This window comes from Aliiroseovarius sp. CAU 1755, assembly GCF_054482655.1.
In genome coordinates, this window is the sequence record NZ_JBTLRH010000002.1 from 813,177 (window position 1) to 834,391 (window position 21,215).

20 protein-coding genes are annotated in these 21,215 nt (G+C 58.8%); 5 read left to right on the forward strand and 15 right to left on the reverse strand.

Annotated elements, in window-relative coordinates; translation table 11 throughout:
* Positions 1–126: 126 nt before the first annotated feature.
* On the reverse strand, positions 127–1,749 hold the full coding sequence (locus ACXYMP_RS11020; protein WP_298569216.1) for a peptide ABC transporter substrate-binding protein: 1,623 nt from the start codon (positions 1,747–1,749) through the stop codon (positions 127–129).
* 424 nt (positions 1,750–2,173) lie between these two features.
* Here ACXYMP_RS11020 and deoC point away from each other — a divergent pair, with 424 nt between their 5' ends.
* Positions 2,174–3,103, forward strand: a complete 930-nt coding sequence (gene deoC / locus ACXYMP_RS11025) for a deoxyribose-phosphate aldolase (protein WP_458906278.1) — start codon at positions 2,174–2,176, stop codon at positions 3,101–3,103.
* Positions 3,104–3,113: 10 nt separating this feature from the next.
* The gene (locus tag ACXYMP_RS11030; RefSeq protein WP_458906280.1) at positions 3,114–5,465 is read left to right on the forward strand and encodes an aldehyde dehydrogenase family protein; all 2,352 of its coding nucleotides are present in this window, start codon (positions 3,114–3,116) and stop codon (positions 5,463–5,465) included.
* A gap of 64 nt (positions 5,466–5,529) precedes the next feature.
* Here the strand turns inward: ACXYMP_RS11030 and ACXYMP_RS11035 are convergent, their stop codons facing one another.
* The 9 genes from ACXYMP_RS11035 to ACXYMP_RS11075 form a co-directional block, all read right to left on the reverse strand.
* The gene (locus ACXYMP_RS11035; RefSeq protein ID WP_298569208.1) at positions 5,530–6,207 is read right to left on the reverse strand and encodes a DUF1523 family protein; all 678 of its coding nucleotides are present in this window, start codon (positions 6,205–6,207) and stop codon (positions 5,530–5,532) included.
* Positions 6,208–6,215: 8 nt separating this feature from the next.
* A complete protein-coding gene (locus ACXYMP_RS11040; protein ID WP_298569206.1) occupies positions 6,216–6,482 on the reverse strand; it encodes a hypothetical protein in 267 nt (88 codons plus the stop codon).
* A 2-nt stretch (positions 6,483–6,484) separates the two neighbouring features.
* On the reverse strand, positions 6,485–7,846 hold the full coding sequence (locus ACXYMP_RS11045; RefSeq protein WP_458906282.1) for a DUF6638 family protein: 1,362 nt from the start codon (positions 7,844–7,846) through the stop codon (positions 6,485–6,487).
* Positions 7,843–8,184 carry a hypothetical protein gene (locus ACXYMP_RS11050; protein WP_458906284.1) on the reverse strand — a complete coding sequence of 114 codons (342 nt, stop codon included), beginning with the start codon at positions 8,182–8,184 and terminating at the stop codon, positions 7,843–7,845. Before ACXYMP_RS11050 ends, ACXYMP_RS11045 begins: the two co-directional genes overlap by 4 nt.
* 153 nt (positions 8,185–8,337) lie before the next feature.
* Positions 8,338–8,742 (reverse strand): hypothetical protein, encoded by a 405-nt coding sequence (locus ACXYMP_RS11055; RefSeq protein WP_458906286.1) that lies wholly within the window; start codon positions 8,740–8,742, stop codon positions 8,338–8,340.
* A gap of 213 nt (positions 8,743–8,955) precedes the next feature.
* Entirely contained in the window at positions 8,956–10,890 is a 1,935-nt protein-coding gene (locus ACXYMP_RS11060; RefSeq protein ID WP_458906288.1) for an ATP-binding protein, read from the reverse strand.
* An 18-nt stretch (positions 10,891–10,908) separates the two neighbouring features.
* Complete coding sequence (locus ACXYMP_RS11065; RefSeq protein ID WP_458906290.1) at positions 10,909–12,078, reverse strand: hypothetical protein; 1,170 nt, start codon at positions 12,076–12,078, stop codon at positions 10,909–10,911.
* The gene (locus tag ACXYMP_RS11070; protein WP_458906292.1) at positions 12,075–12,257 is read right to left on the reverse strand and encodes a hypothetical protein; all 183 of its coding nucleotides are present in this window, start codon (positions 12,255–12,257) and stop codon (positions 12,075–12,077) included. Before ACXYMP_RS11070 ends, ACXYMP_RS11065 begins: the two co-directional genes overlap by 4 nt.
* Before the next feature lie 64 nt (positions 12,258–12,321).
* Positions 12,322–13,398, reverse strand: coding sequence for a hypothetical protein (locus ACXYMP_RS11075; protein WP_458906294.1), 1,077 nt, complete (start codon positions 13,396–13,398; stop codon positions 12,322–12,324).
* A 199-nt stretch (positions 13,399–13,597) separates the two neighbouring features.
* Between ACXYMP_RS11075 and ACXYMP_RS11080 the strand changes: the two genes are divergently transcribed.
* On the forward strand, positions 13,598–14,875 hold the full coding sequence (locus tag ACXYMP_RS11080; RefSeq protein WP_458906296.1) for an acetylornithine deacetylase/succinyl-diaminopimelate desuccinylase family protein: 1,278 nt from the start codon (positions 13,598–13,600) through the stop codon (positions 14,873–14,875).
* 37 nt (positions 14,876–14,912) lie between these two features.
* Here ACXYMP_RS11080 and panC read toward each other — a convergent pair whose 3' ends face one another.
* Positions 14,913–15,749 carry a pantoate--beta-alanine ligase gene (gene panC, locus ACXYMP_RS11085; protein ID WP_248367683.1) on the reverse strand — a complete coding sequence of 279 codons (837 nt, stop codon included), beginning with the start codon at positions 15,747–15,749 and terminating at the stop codon, positions 14,913–14,915.
* Positions 15,746–16,573, reverse strand: coding sequence for a 3-methyl-2-oxobutanoate hydroxymethyltransferase (gene panB / locus ACXYMP_RS11090; protein WP_298569181.1), 828 nt, complete (start codon positions 16,571–16,573; stop codon positions 15,746–15,748). The genes panC and panB overlap by 4 nt, the downstream gene beginning before the upstream one ends.
* 153 nt (positions 16,574–16,726) lie before the next feature.
* On the opposite strand from panB, the gene ACXYMP_RS11095 reads away from it, so the two are divergent.
* A complete protein-coding gene (locus tag ACXYMP_RS11095) occupies positions 16,727–18,196 on the forward strand; it encodes an ABC transporter substrate-binding protein (RefSeq protein ID WP_458906299.1) in 1,470 nt (489 codons plus the stop codon).
* 48 nt (positions 18,197–18,244) lie between these two features.
* Here ACXYMP_RS11095 and ACXYMP_RS11100 read toward each other — a convergent pair whose 3' ends face one another.
* From ACXYMP_RS11100 to ACXYMP_RS11110, 3 genes are all read right to left on the reverse strand, one after another.
* Positions 18,245–19,153, reverse strand: coding sequence for a DMT family transporter (locus ACXYMP_RS11100; RefSeq protein ID WP_458906301.1), 909 nt, complete (start codon positions 19,151–19,153; stop codon positions 18,245–18,247).
* Positions 19,154–19,245: 92 nt separating this feature from the next.
* Positions 19,246–19,986, reverse strand: coding sequence for a YebC/PmpR family DNA-binding transcriptional regulator (locus tag ACXYMP_RS11105; protein ID WP_298569173.1), 741 nt, complete (start codon positions 19,984–19,986; stop codon positions 19,246–19,248).
* 92 nt (positions 19,987–20,078) lie between these two features.
* Positions 20,079–20,531: an Lrp/AsnC family transcriptional regulator gene (locus ACXYMP_RS11110; RefSeq protein WP_458906303.1), complete on the reverse strand. Its 453-nt coding sequence runs from the start codon at positions 20,529–20,531 to the stop codon at positions 20,079–20,081.
* A 73-nt stretch (positions 20,532–20,604) separates the two neighbouring features.
* Here ACXYMP_RS11110 and ACXYMP_RS11115 point away from each other — a divergent pair, with 73 nt between their 5' ends.
* Positions 20,605–21,198 carry a LysE family translocator gene (locus ACXYMP_RS11115; protein ID WP_458906305.1) on the forward strand — a complete coding sequence of 198 codons (594 nt, stop codon included), beginning with the start codon at positions 20,605–20,607 and terminating at the stop codon, positions 21,196–21,198.
* The last annotated feature ends 17 nt before the right edge of the window (positions 21,199–21,215 follow it).

The window sequence follows — 21,215 nt, forward strand, 5'->3', positions numbered from 1 at the left end:
GGACCCGGCCACGTGCCAGATCGGGCGTCTATCGCAAGAGTTGGGCGAGTAATCGTTGATCTGGATCAGAACCGCGTAAACGGTTGGGGCACCGCATGATCGCGGTGCCCCATTAAGTGCGAGGTGTTATTCGGCAACCTTGTAGAGGTTTTTCGAATACCAGTTCTGCTCTACGTTCTCGACCGGCCAGTTCTTCAGATCGGTTTGGATCATGTAGTTACCGGCATAGTGATAGATCGGAATGATCGGCATGTCGGCGGCGATCATTTCCTCGACCTTGGTATAGTTCGGCTGAGGATCGTCCATGGTCTTGGCATCGGCCAGAAGCTTGTCCACTTCTTCGTTGGCATATTTGGCATCGTTGTAGCCCGAGCCAGACTGAACCAGATCAAGGAAGGTCGACGCCTCGTTGTAGTCACCACACCAACCAGCGCGCGCAACTTCGTAGTTTTGCTCGCCGCGGGTGTTCAGGAAAGTTTTCCATTCCTGGTTTTCCAAGGTGACATTCACACCAAGGTTCTGCTTCCACATCTGACTGACCGCCAAAGCCACCTTCTTGTGCGCCTCGGAGGTGTTGTAGATCAGCGTAATATCCAGCGGATTTGACTTGTCATAGCCAGCAGCCGACATCAGCTCTGTGGCTTTCGCGTTGCGTTCGTCCTGGCTCCAGGTCGAATAGTCAACGGCAGGCACTTCAAACCCTGCAGTCGCTGCCGGAGTGAACGTATAAGCCGCCGTTTGTCCGCCTTGCAGCACCTTCTCGGTGATGATGTCACGGTTGATGGCATAGGACAGTGCCTGACGAACGCGCACATCCTTCAGGAACTCGGGCGCATTGTCCGACACGTTGATTGTGTAATAATAGGAACACAAGCGCGGGAAGACCGTAACTTCGTCTGGGTTGGTTTCCTTCAGCGACGGATACTGACCTGCCGGAATTTCGGTGCGGTCCAGTTCGCCGGCTTTGTAACGGGTCAGGGCGACGTTTTCATCGTTGATCACCAGCGACACAACCTTGTCGATGATGGTGTTGTCGTTGTCCCAATACATCTCGTTGCGTTCGCGGACCAGACGTTCGTTGGCGACGTGCTCGGTCAGCTTGTAGGCGCCGTTAACCACGATGTTCTCGGGCTTGATCCAGTCAGACCCGTGCTTCTCGATCGCCCACTTCGGGGCCGGGAAGGTCGAGGTGTGCGTGGTCGTCTTCGCGAAGTAAGGCAGCGATTGCTCAAGCGTCACCTCCAGCGTGTGGTCGTCAATCGCCTTCACGCCAAGCTCTTCGACCGGCATGTCGCCAGCGCTTACGGCCGCGCCGTTCTTCAGCCCCATGATTTCGACATACCACTGGTATTCCGAAGCCGTTGCGGGATCAGCCAAACGCTGCCATGCAAAGACGAAATCGCCTGCGGTGACAGGGGTGCCATCCGACCACTTGGCTTCGGGGCGCAGGGCAAATGTGTATACGGTCTTGTCGTCGTTGGTCTCATAGCTCAGCGCGACACCGGGCACGAGGTTACCCTTTTCGTCCTGATTATAAAGGCCCTCGAACAGATCGCGCACGATTTCAGAGCCGGAAACGTCTTCGACGATTTGCGGGTCAACCGACGTGTGTTCGTCCAACACGCGATAGGTGAATGTCTGGTCGTCTGCGAGCGTCTCGCCGGTCACGGGGTGTGTCCCGGCTGCCAGCGCAGGGCTGGCGAGCGCGAAGGCCGAGCTCAGCAGGGCAGCTTTGATGGATACGTTCATGAAGGTACTCCCTTGTCTATTGCTATGGATGACGCGTTATTACAGAACTCAACCGTTCCGAGAGAGACTCAGCCCCCAGCGCTCACCGATGCAGCATCCTATGCGCATCGTGACGGTCGAAACAACTCATTACGGTGAGACAGTTTTTCCAACCACCAACACACGCAAAAAGTTGCCCGAACGGGTCGATTATCGTAGATATGCCGGCGCTTTTCGTCAAATCGCCGGAAGAGCCGGCGAAAACAAGGTTCTTTGGCTGCAATATTGCCAATTCGGGACACCCGTGCGAACCTTGTGACAACATGAACCCAATGGACGCATCCGAGGGAAATCCGTGAAAAGCGAAGCGACATCTACCCGCGCCAAAGGGGGGGATCGGGCGGCGGCGCAGTTGCCGCAAGTGACTCACCCGCGCAACCCAGGCATGGAACTCAATATGGACTGGGTGCGCGCCACCCAAGCCAATACATCTGCCATCGAACGCCGGTGCTCCGCGCTGCCCGGTCGGCGTAGTGTAAAAAAGGATCATCAGGCGGCATGGCTTTTAAAAGCCATCACCATGATCGACCTGACCACGCTTGCAGGCGACGACACGCCCGGACGGGTGCGTCGCCTGTGCGCCAAGGCCGCCCACCCGGTGCGCCCGGAAATCCTGTCGGCATTGGGTGTGGGCAACATAACAACCGGGGCGGTCTGTGTTTACCACGACATGATCGCGCCTGCGGTCGAGACCTTGCGCCATATGGGGGTGGCGTTGCCTGTCGCAGCGGTCTCAACCGGCTTTCCTGCAGGGCTCAGCCCGTATCACCTGCGAATCGAGGAAATACGCGAAAGCGTTCGCGCCGGGGCCTCGGAAATCGACATCGTGATCTCGCGCCGCCATGTGCTGACCGGCAACTGGCAGGCGCTTTACGACGAGATGCGTGACTTCCGAGAGGCCTGCGGCGACGCGCATGTGAAAGCCATTCTTGCCACGGGCGAACTTGGCAGCTTGCGCAACGTCGCGCGCGCCTCGCTGGTCTGCATGATGGCGGGGGCCGACTTCATCAAAACTTCCACCGGCAAGGAAAGCGTGAACGCAACTCTTCCCGTCAGCCTGGTCATGATCCGGGCGATCCGCGACTACTACGAGGCGACAGGATACCGCGTCGGCTACAAACCCGCGGGCGGCATCTCGAAGGCCAAGGACGCGATCACCTATCTGGCCCTGATCAAGGAAGAACTGGGCGACGACTGGCTGACGCCCGACCTGTTCCGCTTTGGCGCCAGCTCGCTTCTGGGCGATATCGAACGCCAGTTGGAACACCACGTGACCGGCCATTATTCGGCCACCTACCGCCACCCGATGGGCTGAGGACATTGTTATGACCGTGAAAGAAATCTTTGACACGATGGATTATGGCCTCGCCCCGGAAAGCGCGAAGGAAGCGTTGGGCTGGATTGCCGAACGCAACGGCCAGTTTGGTCTGTATATCGGCGGGCGTATGAGTGCCGTCGGTGACACGTTTGCCACCCGCAACCCCGCCAATGGCGAAGTGCTGGCGCAGGTCACGCAGGCCACACCTGACGATGTGGACGCTGCCGTCACCGCCGCCCGCAAGGCGCAGCGCAAATGGGCGGCACTTTCGGGCCACGAACGGGCGAAATACCTTTATGCTCTGGCGCGTTTGGTCCAAAAGCATTCGCGGCTGTTCGCGGTGCTGGAAACGCTGGATAATGGTAAACCCATCCGCGAAAGCCGCGACATCGACATTCCGCTGGTCGCGCGCCATTTCTATTACCACGCGGGCATGGCGCAGTTGCAAGACGCCGAGCTTCCCGACCGTGAGGCGCTGGGCGTTTGCGGCCAGATCATCCCGTGGAATTTCCCGCTGCTCATGCTGTCATGGAAAATCGCGCCTGCGATTGCGATGGGCAACACCGTGGTTCTGAAGCCCGCCGAATACACGTCGCTGACCGCCCTTCTGTTTGCGCAAATCTGCGACGAGGCCGGACTGCCCAAGGGCGTGGTCAACATCGTTACCGGCGACGGGCGCGTGGGTGAAGCCATCGTGACGCATGAGGATATCGACAAGATCGCCTTCACCGGCTCAACCGAAGTTGGCCGGATGATCCGCCGCGAAACGGCAGGGTCGGGCAAGTCCCTGACATTGGAACTGGGGGGCAAGTCGCCCTACATCGTGTTTGACGACGCCGATCTGGATTCAGCGGTCGAAGGTCTGGTCGACGCAATCTGGTTCAATCAGGGTCAGGTCTGCTGTGCAGGCTCGCGCCTGATCGTGCAGGAAGGCATCGCCGACCGTTTCTATACCAAGCTGAAAGCCCGGATGGACAAGCTGCGCATGGGCGATCCGCTGGACAAATCCATTGACGTGGGCGCCGTGGTGGACCCTGTTCAGCACGCGCAAATCACGAAGCTGGTCGAGGCGGGCGCAAGTGACGGCGAACTTTACCAAGCCCCCTGCCCGATCCCGGACACAGGCTGCTTTTACCCGCCCACCCTGATCACCGGCCTGTCGTCGGCGTCCATGCTGATGCAGGAAGAAATCTTCGGCCCGGTTCTGGTCGCCACAACCTTCCGCACCCCATCCGAGGCGGTCGAGATTGCCAACAACACCCGTTACGGTCTGGCCGCCACGGTGTGGAGCGAAAACGTCAACCTGACCCTCGACATCGCACCCAAGCTGGCGGCTGGCGTGGTCTGGGTGAACGGCACCAACATGTTTGATGCGGCCGCCGGGTTTGGTGGCGTGCGCGAAAGCGGGTTTGGTCGCGAAGGCGGTTGGGAAGGCTTGCAAGCCTACACCAAGCCGCGCGCCAAGGCGCAGTCGTTGAAACCCATCGCCGCCTTTGCCGCCCCGAAAGAGGCGAAAGTTGATGCGCTCGACCGCACCGCGAAATTCTACATCGGCGGCAAACAGGCGCGGCCCGATGGTGGTTACAGCCAAGCGGTTTGGTCAAAACAGGGCGACCTACTGGGCCATGTCGGCATCGCCAACCGCAAGGACATCCGCAACGCGGTTGAGGCTGCGCACGCGGCCGCCGGCTGGTCCAAGACCACCGGACACCTGCGCGCGCAGATCCTTTATTATGTCGGCGAGAACCTCTCGGCCCGTGCGGAGGAATTCGCCGCCCGGATCGACGCCATGATGGGCGGGCGCAATGGCAGGAAGGAAGTTGAGGCAGCCGTCAGCCGCCTGTTCACCTATGCCGCGTGGGCGGACAAATACGACGGCGCCGCGAAGCCGGTTCCGATGCGCGGGGTCGCGCTGGCGATGAACGAGCCGGTCGGCGTTATCGGCGGCTTCTGCCCGGACGACGCCCCCCTTCTGGGACTGGTGTCCCTGATGGCCCCGGCCATCGCCATGGGCAACCGCGTGGTGCTGGCCGCAAGCGAGCCGTTCCCGCTGGCCGCGACCGATTTCTATCAGGTGCTCGACACGTCGGACGTGCCGGCGGGCGTCGTGAACATCGTTACCGGAAGCCACGCAGAACTGGCGTCGCCCTTGGCGGGCCACCTTGGTGTAGATGCGGTTTGGACGCTGTCTGGGGCGGACATTTCAGCCATCGTGGAAACAGAAAGTGCAGGGAACCTGAAACGCAGTTGGGTCAACAACGCGACAGCGCGGGACTGGTTCGGGGCAGCAGGCGAAGGTCGCGAATTCTTGGTCCACGCCACCGAAGTCAAAACCATCTGGGTGCCCTACGGCGAATAAGCCAACACCATTGAACGACAAAACGCCGCGCAGAATATCCTGCGCGGCGTTTTTTATGTCGATCTTACTTCTTGCGCCAAGACCCCAACCAGCGCGAGAACCGGCCCCGCGCTTTGTCTGCACGGGCATCAACCGCATCCCATGCCTCGCCCGCATCTTCCAGCGCCGGATCTATCGAGCGTTCGCGGAACTGTCGCCACAACGCGCGCACAAAGCCGATGATGACAGCCAGCACGATGAAAAACATGATGTTGAACCACGGGATGATGGTCACATCCGGGCCTGTCACTGGACGAATGGCCACCGCGTTCGGGAACGCCGAAATTAGCTCGTTTCGCCAGCCGTAGTGGGTGATCACAGCCCATTTCGGGTTCTCAGGCGTGGACCGCAGATCGTCCACTTCGGTCTGCAAGCTCGCGGTGTCGAACTTGAAATAGAACGGCCATCCCCACCCCGTATCCTCGTTGCGGTAAACCATCACCTTTTCCGCATCGCTGCGGATGAAGCCCAGAAGATAGGTCTTCTTCTTCACGGTCTGAACAAACTGAACGTCACGGTTGATCAGGTTGGCCGATTGATCATCCGGCTTCGACCAGAAGATACGCGTCCAGTCCCCCAAATCCTGCCGTTCCTGATAGGTGTTCACGACCCGCACGACGTCATGTTGCGGCAAGACATAGTGAAACACGCCAAACAGGATCAGCGCGAGCAGGATACGGATGGTGATACGAATACGGCGCATAGTGAACCTCAGTTGATTAGGACAAGCGAAAGGATAACAAAGAGTGTTGGCACCACATACACCAGCAGGATCAGCTTGGGCCGGAAGCTTTTCTTATAGTCTTCCATCCCTTCGCGCAGCCACGCGTCACGATCGGTCACATCGCCATCGGGGTGTTCCTCGGCCCATTGATCCTCCAGCTTTTCCAACCGGATCGAGCGGGAATACAAGCTGACCAGCACGTAAACGATGCTAAGCCCTATGAACCCGAAAATGACAAGTCGCACCAATCCCATCGTTACCTCCTGTTCACTGCGCCCCACGGGCCGACAATCTCGATCATATCCTCACGCGCCCGTTTGCGCGCCGTCCGCGGCACTTTCATCGGGTCTTTGCGCCCGCCGAACAACGCTTCGCGCGCACCGGCCTTGTTCGCCATATAGTCACGATGCAGGAATTCTGCCACAAATTCACGCTTTTCGTCCGGCCATGTGGCATATGCGGCATAGAAAAGCTCCTTGTGGCAGATGAACAGCTGGCGGAAGTCCATCGGCGCAAGCTCGGACAACAAGCGGTTGATCAGGTCGCGATCCGGGTGGTCTGGCCGCGCGCGCAGGGTATAGAAATAGGCCGGATGACGGCTGTCGATCCGCGGCCACTGCCCGCCCGCTTCCGCCCAGCGCACCATCGCCGCCAAGCCGTGGAAGGCTGCGGGCAGATGCGACCCCAACCGCTGCGCCACGTGGCGCAGGGTGCGCGATGACATGTCACCCAGATCCAGCCCGGCAGACGTTGCGGCGTCCACCAGAATGAACTCCATCTTCTGGCGCAGGATCGTGGCCCCCGCGTCACCGCGTTCACGAACGACCGGTTCGACCAGATCGTTCTTGCTCAGGAAACTGGCCAGCCTGTTGGCCTCGGACGTGTCCAAAACCTTGCCCGGAGGCGGCGTGGGCAGCCGATCTTTTTCACCCGACACGATCACCGCCGGACTTTCCACATCACGAAAGACATACAGCCCGCCAAAATGCGCGGTCCAGAAATTGCCCTGCTCGTATTCCTGCACGCCAAGGTCCACCGGCACGCGGGTGACGTCGCCCGTTTCGCGCGCCAACTCGATCATCTCGCCAATCAGATCGTCGTCATACCAAGCGTTTGGCGCGGTCTGAAAATGGTCGATCTTGTCGGCCAGCAGGCGGGCGTTCTTGACGTGGCTTTGGGTCGTGTCGGCTTCGATCACGATCTTGCGGATGTCGAACAGGCGCGACGGGTCCGAGATGTCATAGACCGAGTCCATCAGTTCACCCGCCACCGCATCATGGGCGGTCAGCGCGAAAAGCTTCGCCTCGTTGTCCGCAATGAACTGCCGCAAAATCGCGCGCGAGGTCGAGAACATGGCGTTCAGCAGCGGCGCGGTCTTCTGGTCCACCGTCAGAATGATGAACTGCCGGTTGCAGCCATTAGGGTTGAGGTAGAGCGGGTCTTTGAATTCCTCGCCGATCTCAGGCGAAAAACCAGAGACGTCGATGTGAAATTCTTTCAGCTTCGTCTGCTTGCCCGAAAGCCCCTTGAGCGCACGGTTATACCGCTCGATCAGCGCCGGACTATCGACCCGGATCAGATTGCCAAACATAAGGCCGCGGTTAATGAGGCGTTTCATATGTTGGCACTCCGCTTTGATGCCCCATGGCGCAGGATGAAGGTGAAGACCACCGACCAGACCAGCAAGTAAAGCATTCCGTTGCCAATCAACATGCCGATTGCCAATTCGAAATTGTGGGTCATATCGGGCGCTCGTGGAATGATGCTGAGACCAGCGTCAATCGCCCAAACGGTCGTGGCGGCTGTGAACGCGAAAACGCCCGGTAGGGCCGAGAAAAACCGTGCGCCGCGATGCGTTGTCCACCGCGCCGTGAACCATGGCAGGGTCGCAAAGATCAACAGAGCAATTGCGTTCGCAACAAACGAGACTGGGTCTGAACCGTATGAGCCTTCCATTACGTGATCCCCTTGGCATAGCGCTCAATGCCTACAAAGCGATGCGCTCGGCCCGAGGGTGGGTGCGGAACGCGCCCGCTCACGCCAAAGGCGTGCTTCTCGCACGACGGGGTGGGTCGGGCGCGTCGCGGCGTTGCCGCGATATCAATTGTCTCAAACATGCTTTTCAAGTCTTCGTTTGAAAGGTTCCGCAAGTGCATTGAACTCAGCAGTGTATTCGTTATCTGCTTCATCATCCGGCAATCCGTACACTTTCATACGTCTATCAGGATCAATGCTTGAACTCTTCTGGTAACGTTTTTGGGGGTCTTTTTCTTCCAGCTTTCGCTCGAGATTGATCTTCAACTTGGCTTCAATTGATGCAACACCTTTTTCTAAGGCAGCTAGGTCTTCATCCCAAAGCACTTCTGCTTCCATCAGGATTGCATCAAACTCTGATCGCGCATTTTGAAGTGCTTCCCACCGAATTCCATACGCCGCTGTTAGAGCGTCATACGATTTCTGTTCATTTAGTGAGTTGTAATCTCCATAGGCAGCGACCATTTCCCCAACTGACATGAATGGATGTCTCACTCCACGGAAGGCCTTTCTTCGTTTTGTTAGGCACAGAAGTGCGCGCTGAGACAGGTCCCTGTTTGTGTCCCAAACGCGTTGTGTTTTCCAAGTGTCAATCCCGCGATGCGCTGAATACGCACCCCATATCGCCGCGCACCCGGCCAAGAGTGTGCCAAATGACACGACAATTTCAGGGGCTTCAGGAAGCGTCCACATTCACTTCCCCTCCAAATACCGCTTCTTCGCCTCTTCCTGACGACCGAAGTCGCGGACCATCGTCTCGATGGCGACCTCGTCGGATTTGTCGGCATAGCGGAACTCTGAATCGGCGTAGCGGTTCACTTCCTGGATCACCATTTCGGTGGTGATTGGGACGCGCAGTTCCTCGATCATCGCTTTTTTGGTGTCGTAGTCTTTCACCAAGAACAACTCGGGGTTCTCCATCCATTCGTCGGGCAGTTCAAAGTCCATCGCGCGGACTTTGACCGCGTCGGTGATGTTCTTGATCGACCGGCCTGTGAAGCGCTCGTCGGCTTCCTGAATGGCTTTCAGATAGGTGCCCATTTTCGCGATGTTGTCCAACTCGCCGATCTTGTCGTTAACCTTGTCAAAGACCTCCAGCAGCCCGTCTTCCTGTGGGCGGGCATGCGCCGCAAAACTGCGCGCCACCGCAGATTTAATCTCCTGCGCGGCGTAAAGGTCGTGGTCGCCCAGCGGGATCGCGTGGTTCTTGCCCATGAGCAGGTGCAGGATGTCGATATAGTCCTCGCGCGTCCGTGGCCCGTCCACCAGGAACCGCGCACCGGCGCGTTGGCGCAAGGCGTCGTCCACATTCTCGGGATAGTTCGAGAACATGCCGAAGGTGCAATTCCCGCGCACCACCGTATTGGCACCCGAAAAGCTTTCCATCAGAACCGCCGTGACCTCTTGCTGGCCCGCGCTGGACTGACGATCCCCCCGCTTGCCCGCGATCTGGTCGATGTCATCCACCGTGCCAAAGCCGATCACATTCGGGTCGAGCACGTTGTTGATGAACGCCTTCGCGTTCTGGCCCGATTTGCCCTGATAGCTGTCGATATTGTCGATGCCGAAGTTCTGATAGCGGAACGGATAGCCCGCAACGGTGCAATAATCGTTAATCAAACCGGCCATCATCTGGATCAGCGTGGTTTTCCCGGTGCCCGGCTTGCCGTCGCCCATGAAGGTGAAGATGAAGCCACCCAGTTCCGCAAACGGGTTCAGTTTCCGCTCGAAATCATAAGCCATCAGCATCTTGGCCAGCTTCATCGCCTGATATTTCGCGATGTGGTTGCCGACGACCTCGTTCGGCTTCTTGAACGTCATCGTGATCTTGGACCCGCGATGGGCGCGGGCGGGGGTGAAGCCGGAAATCGTCAGGTTATCCGCCTCGACCCGGTAATTGGCGGACGTGAAGGGGCCAAGATGCGACGCGGTCTGGGCGCGCAGGGCGACCTTCTCCATCAGTTGTTCGACAAAGGCCAAGACGGTCGCGACCAGCTTATCCTCGGACGTGACGAAGGTGGCGATTTCCTGATCCAACTCCCACAAAGCGCCTTTCAGCGCGAGTGGCGCATTGTCGGTCAGGATTTCTTCGACCGCGCCGACCTCGATCGACGCCTCGCTGGCGTGATCGGCCAGCAGGAACGAGGTCGCGTTGGCGAACACATGCAAGACGATCAGCGCCTCGGCGGTCAGAAGTTCCGAGAAGGCTGTTTTCTTGTCCGCCCCCAGACGCCCTTCCAGATTGGCGCGACGCAGGGCGGCCAGTTCGGTTTGCTCGGCGAACCCCTCGCCCACCGCCAATGCGACGGCAATCGCGCGGCGCAGCCCATGCAGAACGGTTGCCTGAAGCGGAGAGATCAGCGGGTCATCTCCGTCCGACCCTTCGATCCGTTCAGCCAAATGCACCCCTTCAGGGCGCGCAGTTGATCGCGTCACCAGACCCGGCGTGGTGGACCGAAACCGACGTGCGCGTCCGATGCCGGGGCTGCGTTCGGGCGCGGACGCGGCTTCCTTGGGCTTGGCAATGCGCGGGGTGTGGTCAAACCCATCCAGATGCCCCGCAGCCGCGCCGTAATGCGCGCGAATTTCTTCCTCTCGAAGCTCCATCAGGTCAGCAGGCAGGCTCATGTGGATCTCACTCCTAAATCAACGGTAACTCAGCACCCGGCCACCGGGGCTGACAACAAATTTACGCACGTCGTGGAACCCAGCGGGGTTCTTTTCAGCAAGCACCTGAAACGGACGTTGGGGCATGATGATTGCGCGTTCCATTCGGGTGGCCCCGATGTTCGAGCCGGAACCTGCAAACGGGTCCAGCGCGAAAATCTCGCGTTCCACCTTGCCGAACCAGCCAGATTTCTCTTCCTTGACGCTTTGGCTTTTCAGTTCTTCAACTGTCCAGGCCAACGCCCAATCTTCACCGGGCGGGCTTTTCGCCTCGGCCAGCACCTCGCGCAGCGGGCCGGTCTGTTGGGTGAACGTATGGCTATACATCGGCCCCACGTGGAACCGGCGCAGGCGCTTGGGGTGCAGGTCGTCGAAATCCTTGTCGAACCCGGTCGCGATGGTCACGAGCTTCAGCCCCGCCATGCTTTGCGCCATCAGATGCGACTGCACCTGCGGCCAGCGGCGTTCATCTTTGGGAAGGGCAGTGCGGCCCGTATCCTCCAACTCCATCAGATAGATGGTGGGCAGGTTGACTTCGCTGTCATAGACCGCCCAGTGAGCCAGATAGACGCGACGCGCATCACGCCCTTCGCCTTTGTTCATCTGCCAGATCACGTCCGGGTGCATCTGCGGCCAGAACAAATCGCCCTTCGCAAGCTCTTCGTAATAGAGCCGCTGGGACAGCGAATACTGCAAGTCCTTCGGCACTGTCAGGTCCCCGACAATCTGGCTAACCATCTGGCTTTTCAGTTCCTCGACCGAGGCCATGCCCTTTAGATGCGTCCCCGCCTGCGCGGCGTCCGAGGCCATCTGCAAAAGCTCTGCATGGACAGGAAACCCGCTGTCGCGCCGATCAAAAGTCAGCGTCGCAGCGCCAAGCCCATAGGCCTTGCCGGACATATGATACTTGTTGGCCAGCGCCTTGAAGCTAAGGCCTAGTTTGATGAGGTAGCGCGCCAGCACGTCAACCTCATCACGGGTGAGCTTGCCTTCAACCTCCATCTGCCCGGCGACACGGGCCAGATGCGCCGTGATCTTCTCGAACTTCGAGAAATACCGCCGCGTGATCTGCGTGTCCGTCAGCTCGGCATGGTCGCGGGGGGCGAAGCCAGCCGAGGTGCGTTCTGAGGTTTTGATGTCGTTAGTCATTGGTCACTGTCTTCGTCGCTTTTTCCTTTACCTGCCGAGAAGCCAAAAACTGTAACGGTCAATGACACCAAGAATAGGATTGCAGTGATCGATCCTGCTCGCCTTTCTGCAGGTAGCAGACTCAAGAGGACTATCAGCAATAGCGCCATTGAGGCGAAGAATACGACATTCTTCTTCATATCCACCGACCTTCAGTTGCAGAAAATAAAACAGTGAAAATTGGCGGGCAAAGGCAACTTATACTCACTGCCCATACAAGTTCTTGTCATGCTTCTCAACAATCTCGGCAAAGCGGCGGGCAAAGCGCTCGTCTGCCTTGGCCTTCGCCTCCAGCACGTCGCGGGCAAAGACCATCTGGTCTTCGTGGGCTTCCATCATGTCGGCCATCCGCTGGTTCGTTGCCGTGCCAATCGCGGCCATCGCGGCTTGGGCTTCCTTGTCTGTCTCGACGCCGATCTCGTTGATCCGGTGCGCCACGTCCTGCTGCTGCGCGGTCTTCAGCGACTTGGTCAGCGCATCATACAGCACCACGCGTTGCTTGGTGTCTGTCTGCAACTTGTTGATCAGCACCATCTGCGTTGCCGCTTGGTTTTGCAGTGAATCAACCCAGGTCTTGCCCTTCTCGATATAGCGCTCCAACGTCTGCGACTTGGCAAGCTTCACTTGCTCTTCCTGCACCATCTCGTTGTATTGTGAGTTCAGGTCGGCCAGCTGGGTTTCCAGCTGCGTGCGCTTGGCGGCGTCCTGTTCGTTGGCAATCTTGCCCTCAAGCTCGATGATCTTGGGGTCCAAACCAAGGATCTCGGCGCGTAGGGCTTCCAGTTCGCCCACCGTCATTTCACGCTCGTCCAGCGTGGTGGTCAGGTTGGCGCCCACCTTTTCCTTCTGCTCATTGAGCATCGCCAACTGACCTTCCAGCAGGTTCACGATGCTGTCCGACTGCGCGATCAACTCTTGCAGCTTGTCGTCAATCGACGCCGTGCGCATCCGTTCCTGCCGCAGGCTTTCCGACTTCCCCTTCGAGAAGATCCCGACAAAACTCTCCCACCCGGTTTTCGACCGCATCTGGTCGAAATCCTGCGAAAAGCCCGAGGTCACATCGTCCAGCCCCATGATCAACTCGGCGATATTGGCGTTCATCGCTTCGGTATGGGCGTGCACATCTTCCAGCGTCGCGTTCTCGATATCGATCGAGATATCTTCGCCAGCCTCCGCCTTTGCACGCGCGGTTTCGATCCGCGTGGTCAGTTCAGCAATCTTGGACTGCGCTTCCTGAACCTGTGTTTGGCTTTCACGAATCTGCTTATCAAAACTGGACATCTGTTCTCCTTGGCTCCACCAACACACTAATAATTTTTCGCTGTAGCTGGGTAAAGTTAATCACTGTTACATTGCATTTAAGTTGAGGATAGCGCGATTTAAAGACCCACAACAGCGTTTTCCCTCTCACTAACGGTGAAATCGGCACGCCTTGCGACCTCCCATTGCCTACGCGGCGCAAGCTGCCTAGATTTCACTTATGCCTCAAGAAAACGACCCTCTTCTCGTTGAGATTACCAACCGTCGCGACGACTTGATCGCGTTGACCCAAGACCTGATCCGCATCCCGACGCTGAACCCACCGGGGCGAAATTACCGCGCGATCTGCTCCTATCTGGCAGAACGGTTGGCGAAATCAGGCTTTGCCGTGGAAATGGTCCGCGCAGAAGGAGCGATTGGCGACAGCGTGACATACCCACGTTGGAACCTCGTGGCCCGCCATGAAGGCGGTACACCCGGCGAGTGTGTGCATTTCAACAGCCACCACGACGTGGTCGAAGTCGGCCATGGCTGGACGAAAGACCCGTTTGGGGGTGAGCTGGAAGACGGCCGCATCTACGGGCGCGGGGCGTGCGATATGAAGGGCGGTCTGGCGGCCTCAATCATTGCGGCGGAAGCCTTCGTCGCACTTTACCCCAACCACAAGGGCGCGGTTGAAATCAGCGCAACGGCAGACGAGGAGTCCGGCGGATATGGCGGCGTCGCCTATCTGGCCGAAAAAGGTTATTTCGACCCGAACCGCGTGCAACACGTCATCATCCCCGAACCGCTCAATAAAGACCGCATCTGCCTTGGTCATCGTGGTGTCTGGTGGGCCGAGATCGAGACCAAAGGGCGCATCGCGCATGGGTCCATGCCGTTTCTTGGCGACAGCGCGATCCGCCATATGGGCGCCGTGCTGGAAGAGATCGAGACGTATCTTTACCCGCTTCTCGCCACCAAACGCACCGATATGCCGGTCGTCCCCGAAGGTGCGAAACAGTCTACGCTGAACATCAATTCGATCCATGGCGGCGAGGCTGAACAAGACATGGACTTCACCGGATTTCCCGCCCCCTGTGTCGCTGACCGCTGCCGCATCATCATCGACCGTCGCTTTCTGATCGAAGAGGATTTGAACGAGGTGAAGACCGAGGTCCACCGGATGCTCGAAACCATCCGCGCCGAGCGGCCCAATTTCGAGTACGAGATCCGTGACATGCACGAGGTCATTCCGACGATGACCGACAAGGATGCCCCCGTGGTCACGTCCACCGCTGCCGCCATCGAGAAAGTGCTGGGCCAGCAGCCGTCCTATGTCGTCTCACCCGGCACCTATGACCAGAAACATATCGACCGAATTGGGCGGCTCAAGAATTGCATCGCCTACGGCCCCGGGATCCTTGACCTTGCCCACCAGCCCGACGAATGGGTTGGTGTCGAGGACATGGTCGACAGCGCGGGTGTCATGGCGTTGGTGCTGAAGGAACTGCTCTAAACCGCAGGCGCAGCCGCTGGTGACAAAGCCCCTTGGCCTAGACCTCGATATTGTCGATCAAGCGCACATCGCCCAGCATTGCCGCGACCAGCAACCGGGCAGGTTTGCCCAGCGTCTTGAGGGGGGTCAGGTCGCGCGCATCGCGCAGCTCCAGATATTCAACCGCGTCAAATCCAGCGTTTTTTATCTGCGCCTTGGCACTGTCCAGCACCACGCGAATGTCCGCACCGCGACGGATCGCGCGCGCCGCCCGGTCCATTTCGGTCTTCAAAACGGGTGCAATCGCACGTTGCTTCGGTGACAACCGGACATTGCGCGACGACATCGCCAAGCCGTCCTCTTCGCGGATCGTCGGACAGCCCAGCACCTCTGTCTCGATGTCCAGATCTTCGGACAAGCGGCGCACCAGCAACATCTGTTGGTAATCCTTTTCCCCGAAACAAGCGACGTCCGCGCGCGATTGGAGGAACAGCTTGGACACGACCGTCGCAACACCATCAAAGTGACCCGGGCGGTGTGCGCCTTCCAGGTCTTCAGTCAAACCTTTCACGCGCACATTGGTGGCAAACCCGTCGGGGTAAATCTGGTCCGGCGTGGGGACATACAGCGCGTCGATGCCGTAAGGGGCAAGCTTCGCGGCGTCCTCTTCTTCAGTGCGCGGATAGTTATCCAGATCGCCGGGATTGTTGAACTGTTTGGGGTTCACAAAGATGGTGACGATCACCCGGTCCGCGTGCTGTTTTGCAACCTCGACCAGTGACAGATGGCCCGCATGCAGCGCGCCCATCGTGGGCACGACGGCCACACGCTCGCCTTTGAAGATCCAAGAACGGCGCAGCGTGCGCAGGTCATCTTTCGTGCGAACCAGCTTCATGTCTTGGGAACCTCATCGGCAAACACATGCTCCGGGCCGGGGAACGTCCGCGCGCGCACCTCTTTTGCATAGGCTTCAATCGCTTTTTCGCCATCAGCCGCCAAAGTGCCATAACGCTTGGCGAATTTGGGCTTGAACGCGGTGAACAGGCCCAACATGTCATCGACGACAAGGATTTGCCCGTCACACCCGACCGAGGCACCGATTCCAATGGTTGGGATCGACAGCGCATGGGTGATTTCATCCGACAGGCTTTCTGGCACTTTTTCAAGCACGACCGAGAATGCGCCGGCGTCCTCAACGGCTTTGGCGTCCGCCAACACCCGCGCGCGATCTTCGCCGCGACCCTGCACTTTGTAGCCACCCAGCGTGTTGATCGCCTGCGGGGTCAGGCCCACATGCGCCATCACCGGGATCGACCGGCTGGTCAGAAAGCGGATCGTGTCCGCCATCGCCACGCCGCCTTCCAGCTTCACAGCCGCCGCACCGGTCACGCGCATCAGGCGGGCAGCGTTGCGAAAGGCTTGTTCGGGGCTTTCTTCATACGATCCAAACGGCATGTCGACGACCATCATGGCCTGCGTCAGCCCGCGTTTGACGGCGGCACCATGCAACTCCATCATCTCCATCGTGACACCAAGCGTATCGGGCAGGCCATGCACGACCATGCCGACGCTGTCGCCCACCAGAACGATGTCGCAATGCGCGTCCATCATCTGCGCGGTCGGCGTCGCATAAGCCGTCAAACAGACCAAGGGCGTGCCGCCTTTTCGCGCCCGAATGTCCGACGGTGTCGGCACCGTAATCTTTGCAGAAGCGCTCATGGTTTCTCCTCCCCTGATCCTCTTCTTTCGAGCACTATAATGCTGCATCGCAGAAAATCAAAGGGGAGTTGCCGCGACGGCTCCCCCTTGCGTTGAAAAAGAATCCCGCGTTTCATGGGGCTTGTCCCGCTTTTCGGGAAAGGAGGACCGACCATGACCAATCTGAAACTCACCGCCGCCGCTTGGGCGCTTATGGCGTCAACCGCGCTTGCCGGAAGCGACGCAATCACGCTTGGCATGGTGCTTGAGCCGCCAAACCTTGACCCGACCGGCGGCGCGGCTGCCGCGATTGACGAAGTGGTCTATGCCAACATTTTTGAAGGTCTGACCCGATTTGGCCCGGATGGATCGGTCCAACCCGGCCTTGCCAGCGAATGGTCGGTCAGCGACGACGGCCTGACCTATACGTTCAAACTGCGCGACGGCGTGACCTTCCATGACGGCAGCGCAATGGACGCGGAGGACGTCATCTTCTCGCTTGATCGCGCCCGCGCTGAGGATTCGACCAACGCCCAGAAAGCATTGTTCAAGGATATCGAGGCTGTCACTGCCCCCGACCCCCTGACGGTCGAGGTCAAACTGTCCGCCCCCAACGGCAACTTCCCGTTCAACATGGCGTGGGGTGACGCAGTAATCGTCGCGCCGGAAAGCATCGACAGCGCCGCCACTGCGCCCGTAGGCACCGGCCCTTTCACCTTCGTTGAATGGGCCAAGGGCGATCATGTGACCGTCGCGCGCAACGATGCCTATTGGGGCAACGCGCCCGCGCTGACCACGGCCACGTTCAAATTCATCTCGGACCCCAACGCCGCCTTTGCTGCGATGATGGCCGAGGACGTGGACGCCTTCCCCAACTTTCCCGCACCCGAAACCCTGTCGCAGTTCGAAGCGGACCCGCGGTTCAACGTGATCGTCGGCTCGACCGAGGGCGAGACGATCCTGTCGATGAACAACAAATCCGGCCCGTTGGCAGATGTCCGCGTGCGCAAGGCCATTGCCCACGCAATCAACCGGCAAGACATCATCGATGGGGCCATGCATGGCTATGGAACGCCCATCGGCAGCCACTTTGCCCCGCACAACCCGGACTATGTGGATTTGACCGGCAACTCTGCCTTCGACCCGGACATGGCGAAATCCCTTTTGGCAGACGCTGGGGCCGAGGGTCTCACGCTGCGTCTGATGCTGCCGCCCCCCGCCTATGCGCGTCGCGGGGGCGAGATCATCGCGGCTCAGCTTCGCGATGTCGGGATCAACACAGAGATTTCGAACCTTGAATGGGCGCAGTGGATCGAACAGGTGTTCAAGGGCAAGGATTTCGACCTGACCATCGTCAGCCATACCGAGCCCGCCGACATCAACATCTATGCGCGGCCTGATTATTACTTCCAGTATGACAACGCCGATTTTCAGGCGTTGATCGACAAGCTGTCGGTCACATCTGATCCGGCCATGCGCTCAGAGTTGAACAAAGACGCACAGCAGATGATCGCCGATGATTATGTGAACGGGTATCTGTTCCAACTGGCGAAGACCGGCGTCGCCAACGCGAAAATTCAGGGCCTGTGGGAAAACGCGCCCACACAGGCCAATGACCTGACCGGGGTTAGCTGGGCGGACTAATCCCGCAACAAACTCGCAAGAGAAGGGCGTCCGCAGCGGCGCCCTTTTTCACGACTTTGCGGCGTTGGGGTTGGGCGTGATGCGTCGGTTCAACATCGCCTCACGCCACGTGATATAGCTGACCGCCGCGATGATCACGCCCGCGCCTGCAACCACCCATATGTCCACCGGTTCGGCAAACAGCCACGCTCCCATCGCAGCGGCCCAGATGATCTGCACGAATGTGACAGGTTGCGTCACCGACACCGGAGCTTCGGCAAAGGCGCGGGTCATGGCATAGTGTCCGGCGGTCGCGAAAAAGGCGACCAAAACGAGCCATCCCAACTGGGTTATCGTCGGCGCGACCCAAACCACCCATGCCACAGGTGCCAAGCCAATGGTCACAGTGATTGACATCATCGCCACGACCACGGCGGCAGTGGTTTCCTGCGACAACCGCTTGGCGATCAGATACGACGCGCCAAGGAATATGGCGGTGAACACCATCGAAAGATGGCCCGGCCCAAGCTCGCGCAGACCCGGTCGCAAGATGATCAACACACCCAGAAATGCGAAGGCGACCGCGATCATGCGACGGGTCGAGAATGTCTCACCCAGAAACAGTGCGGCCCCCAACATCACATAGATCGGGTTCAGGTAGTTCATTGCCACGACTTCGGCCACGGTGATCTGCGTCATGGCGTAAAACCAGCACAGCACCGCGCCGCAATGGACCAGCCCGCGCAGGGCAAACAGCCGCCAGATCTTGCGTGAAAACTGGACACGTCGCACCTGCCCCAGTGCTGGCAGCACAAAAACCAGCCCAAACGCAAAGCGCAGAAACGCCGCTTGTGCAGATGGCAGCCCCTGCCCCACATGCTTCACCAGCGCATTCATCAGAACAAAGAACAGCCCGGCCGCCAGCATCCACAGGATACCGTAGAGGGGGCGTTGAACGGCTGGGGTCGCGATGCTCATCCGGCGACCTGACCCGAGATTGCCGCTAAAGACAAGAGACCCCGGCGCGGGTTTCCAGGCCGGGGTCTTTATATTTCATCCGTTGGGTCGGATTATAGCTGGGCCAGAACCTCGTCCGTAGCCTCGAAATTAGTGGTGACGCGCTGCACATCGTCATCATCCTCCAAGGCATCCACCAGCTTCATCAGCTTTTGCATGCCGTCAAGGTCAAGCTCGGTGGTCATGTTGGGCTGCCAGATCAGCTTGGTCGATTCCGACTCGCCCAACGCGGCTTCCAATGCATTCGACACGTCGTTCAGGTCGGTGTCAGCGCAGACGATCCGGTGGCCATCTTCCGAGCTTTCGCAATCTTCAGCACCGGCCTCGATCGCGGCTTCCATAACGGTGTCGGCGTCGCCAACCTCAACCGGGTAGGTCACTTCGCCTTTTCGGTCGAACATGAACCCCACGGACCCGGTTTCACCAAGATTCCCGCCGTTCTTTGAGAAGGTCGAGCGCACGGTGGATGCGGTCCGGTTCTTGTTGTCGGTCATCGTCTCGACGATCACGGCCACGCCATTCGGACCATAACCTTCATAGCGGATTTCGTCGTAATTCTCAGCATCCCCACCGATGGCTTTCTTGATCGCGCGATCAATCACGTCCTTTGGCAAAGACTGGCTTTTGCCTTCTTTCACGGCCATGCGCAGACGGGGGTTTTTATCGGGATCGGGGTCGCCCATCTTGGCGGCCACGGTAATTTCTTTGGCGAGCTTTGAAAACAACTTCGAGCGTAGTTTGTCCTGACGCCCCTTGCGGTGCTGAATGTTTGCCCATTTTGAGTGGCCAGCCATGGCGCCCTCCGATTTATTTCAAATATTGGTATGTTGCGCGGTTCAATACAGCAGGGGTTGGGGGGGCCGCAAGGGCGTTGCTGACACGATGTTCAGGCGCGCTCATCCTTAGGCGATCCCATCACCACATGGGTGACGATCTGGTGCACCTGCGGCAGCGTCCCCAGCTTGTCGGTGTGAAACCGTTTATAGGCGATCAAGTCTTCGGCCTCGACCCTCAGCAGATACTCGACCGTGCCGGTGATGTTGTGACACTCGCGCACCTCGTCATACAGCGCGACCGACCGTTCGAACCCTTCTTGCGCGGCCTTGGTGTGATCGGACAGGCCGACGGTGACATAGGCGACAAAACCAATTCCCATCGCGACCGGATCAAGCACAGCGCGGTAGCCTTTGATCACGCCGTGCCGCTCAAGTTCTTGCACGCGTCGCAGGCAGGCCGAGGGCGACAGGCCGACCTTATCCGCAAGTTCAGTGTTCGGCAGACGTCCGTCACGCAGCAATTCCCGCAATATCTGGCGATTTATTCGATCTATCTTCAACATTTATTGCAAATGAACCTTTCATAGCTGCAATAATGCAATCTTGCGGCGTCAAAATGCGGTAATTATTGCTTTCATGTCAATCGAACTTCTCTCGGCTTTCGTGGCCTTCGCCTTCGTATCCTCGATCACACCGGGGCCGAACAACCTGATGCTGATGGCATCGGGCGCGAATTTCGGGTTTCGCCGTTCGATCCCGCACATGTTGGGGATCGGGATCGGCTTTACCTTCATGATCGTGCTGGTGGGCGTCGGTCTGATGACGCTGTTTGATCTTTACCCGGTCAGCTACACGATCCTGAAAACCGGCAGCGTGGTCTATCTGCTGTGGTTGGCATGGAAGATCGCAAATGCGGCACAACCCGGCACCGGCAAGGCGGGCGGCACGCCGATGACCTTTCTGCAAGCGGCGGCGTTCCAATGGGTCAACCCCAAGGCGTGGGCGATGGCCCTGACCGCGATCAGCGTCTATGCCCCTACTCGCGGCATATCGGCCGTCATCTTGGTCGCCTTGATTTTCGGCATCGTGAACCTGCCTTCGGTTTCGGTCTGGACCATGCTGGGTCAGAAAATTCGCGTCATCCTGACCAATCCGGTGCGCCTTCGAACGTTCAACGTGACGATGGCGCTGTTGTTGGTGGCGACACTTTTCCCCGTAATCTACGGGTGACGTTCCGGCCCACAGGC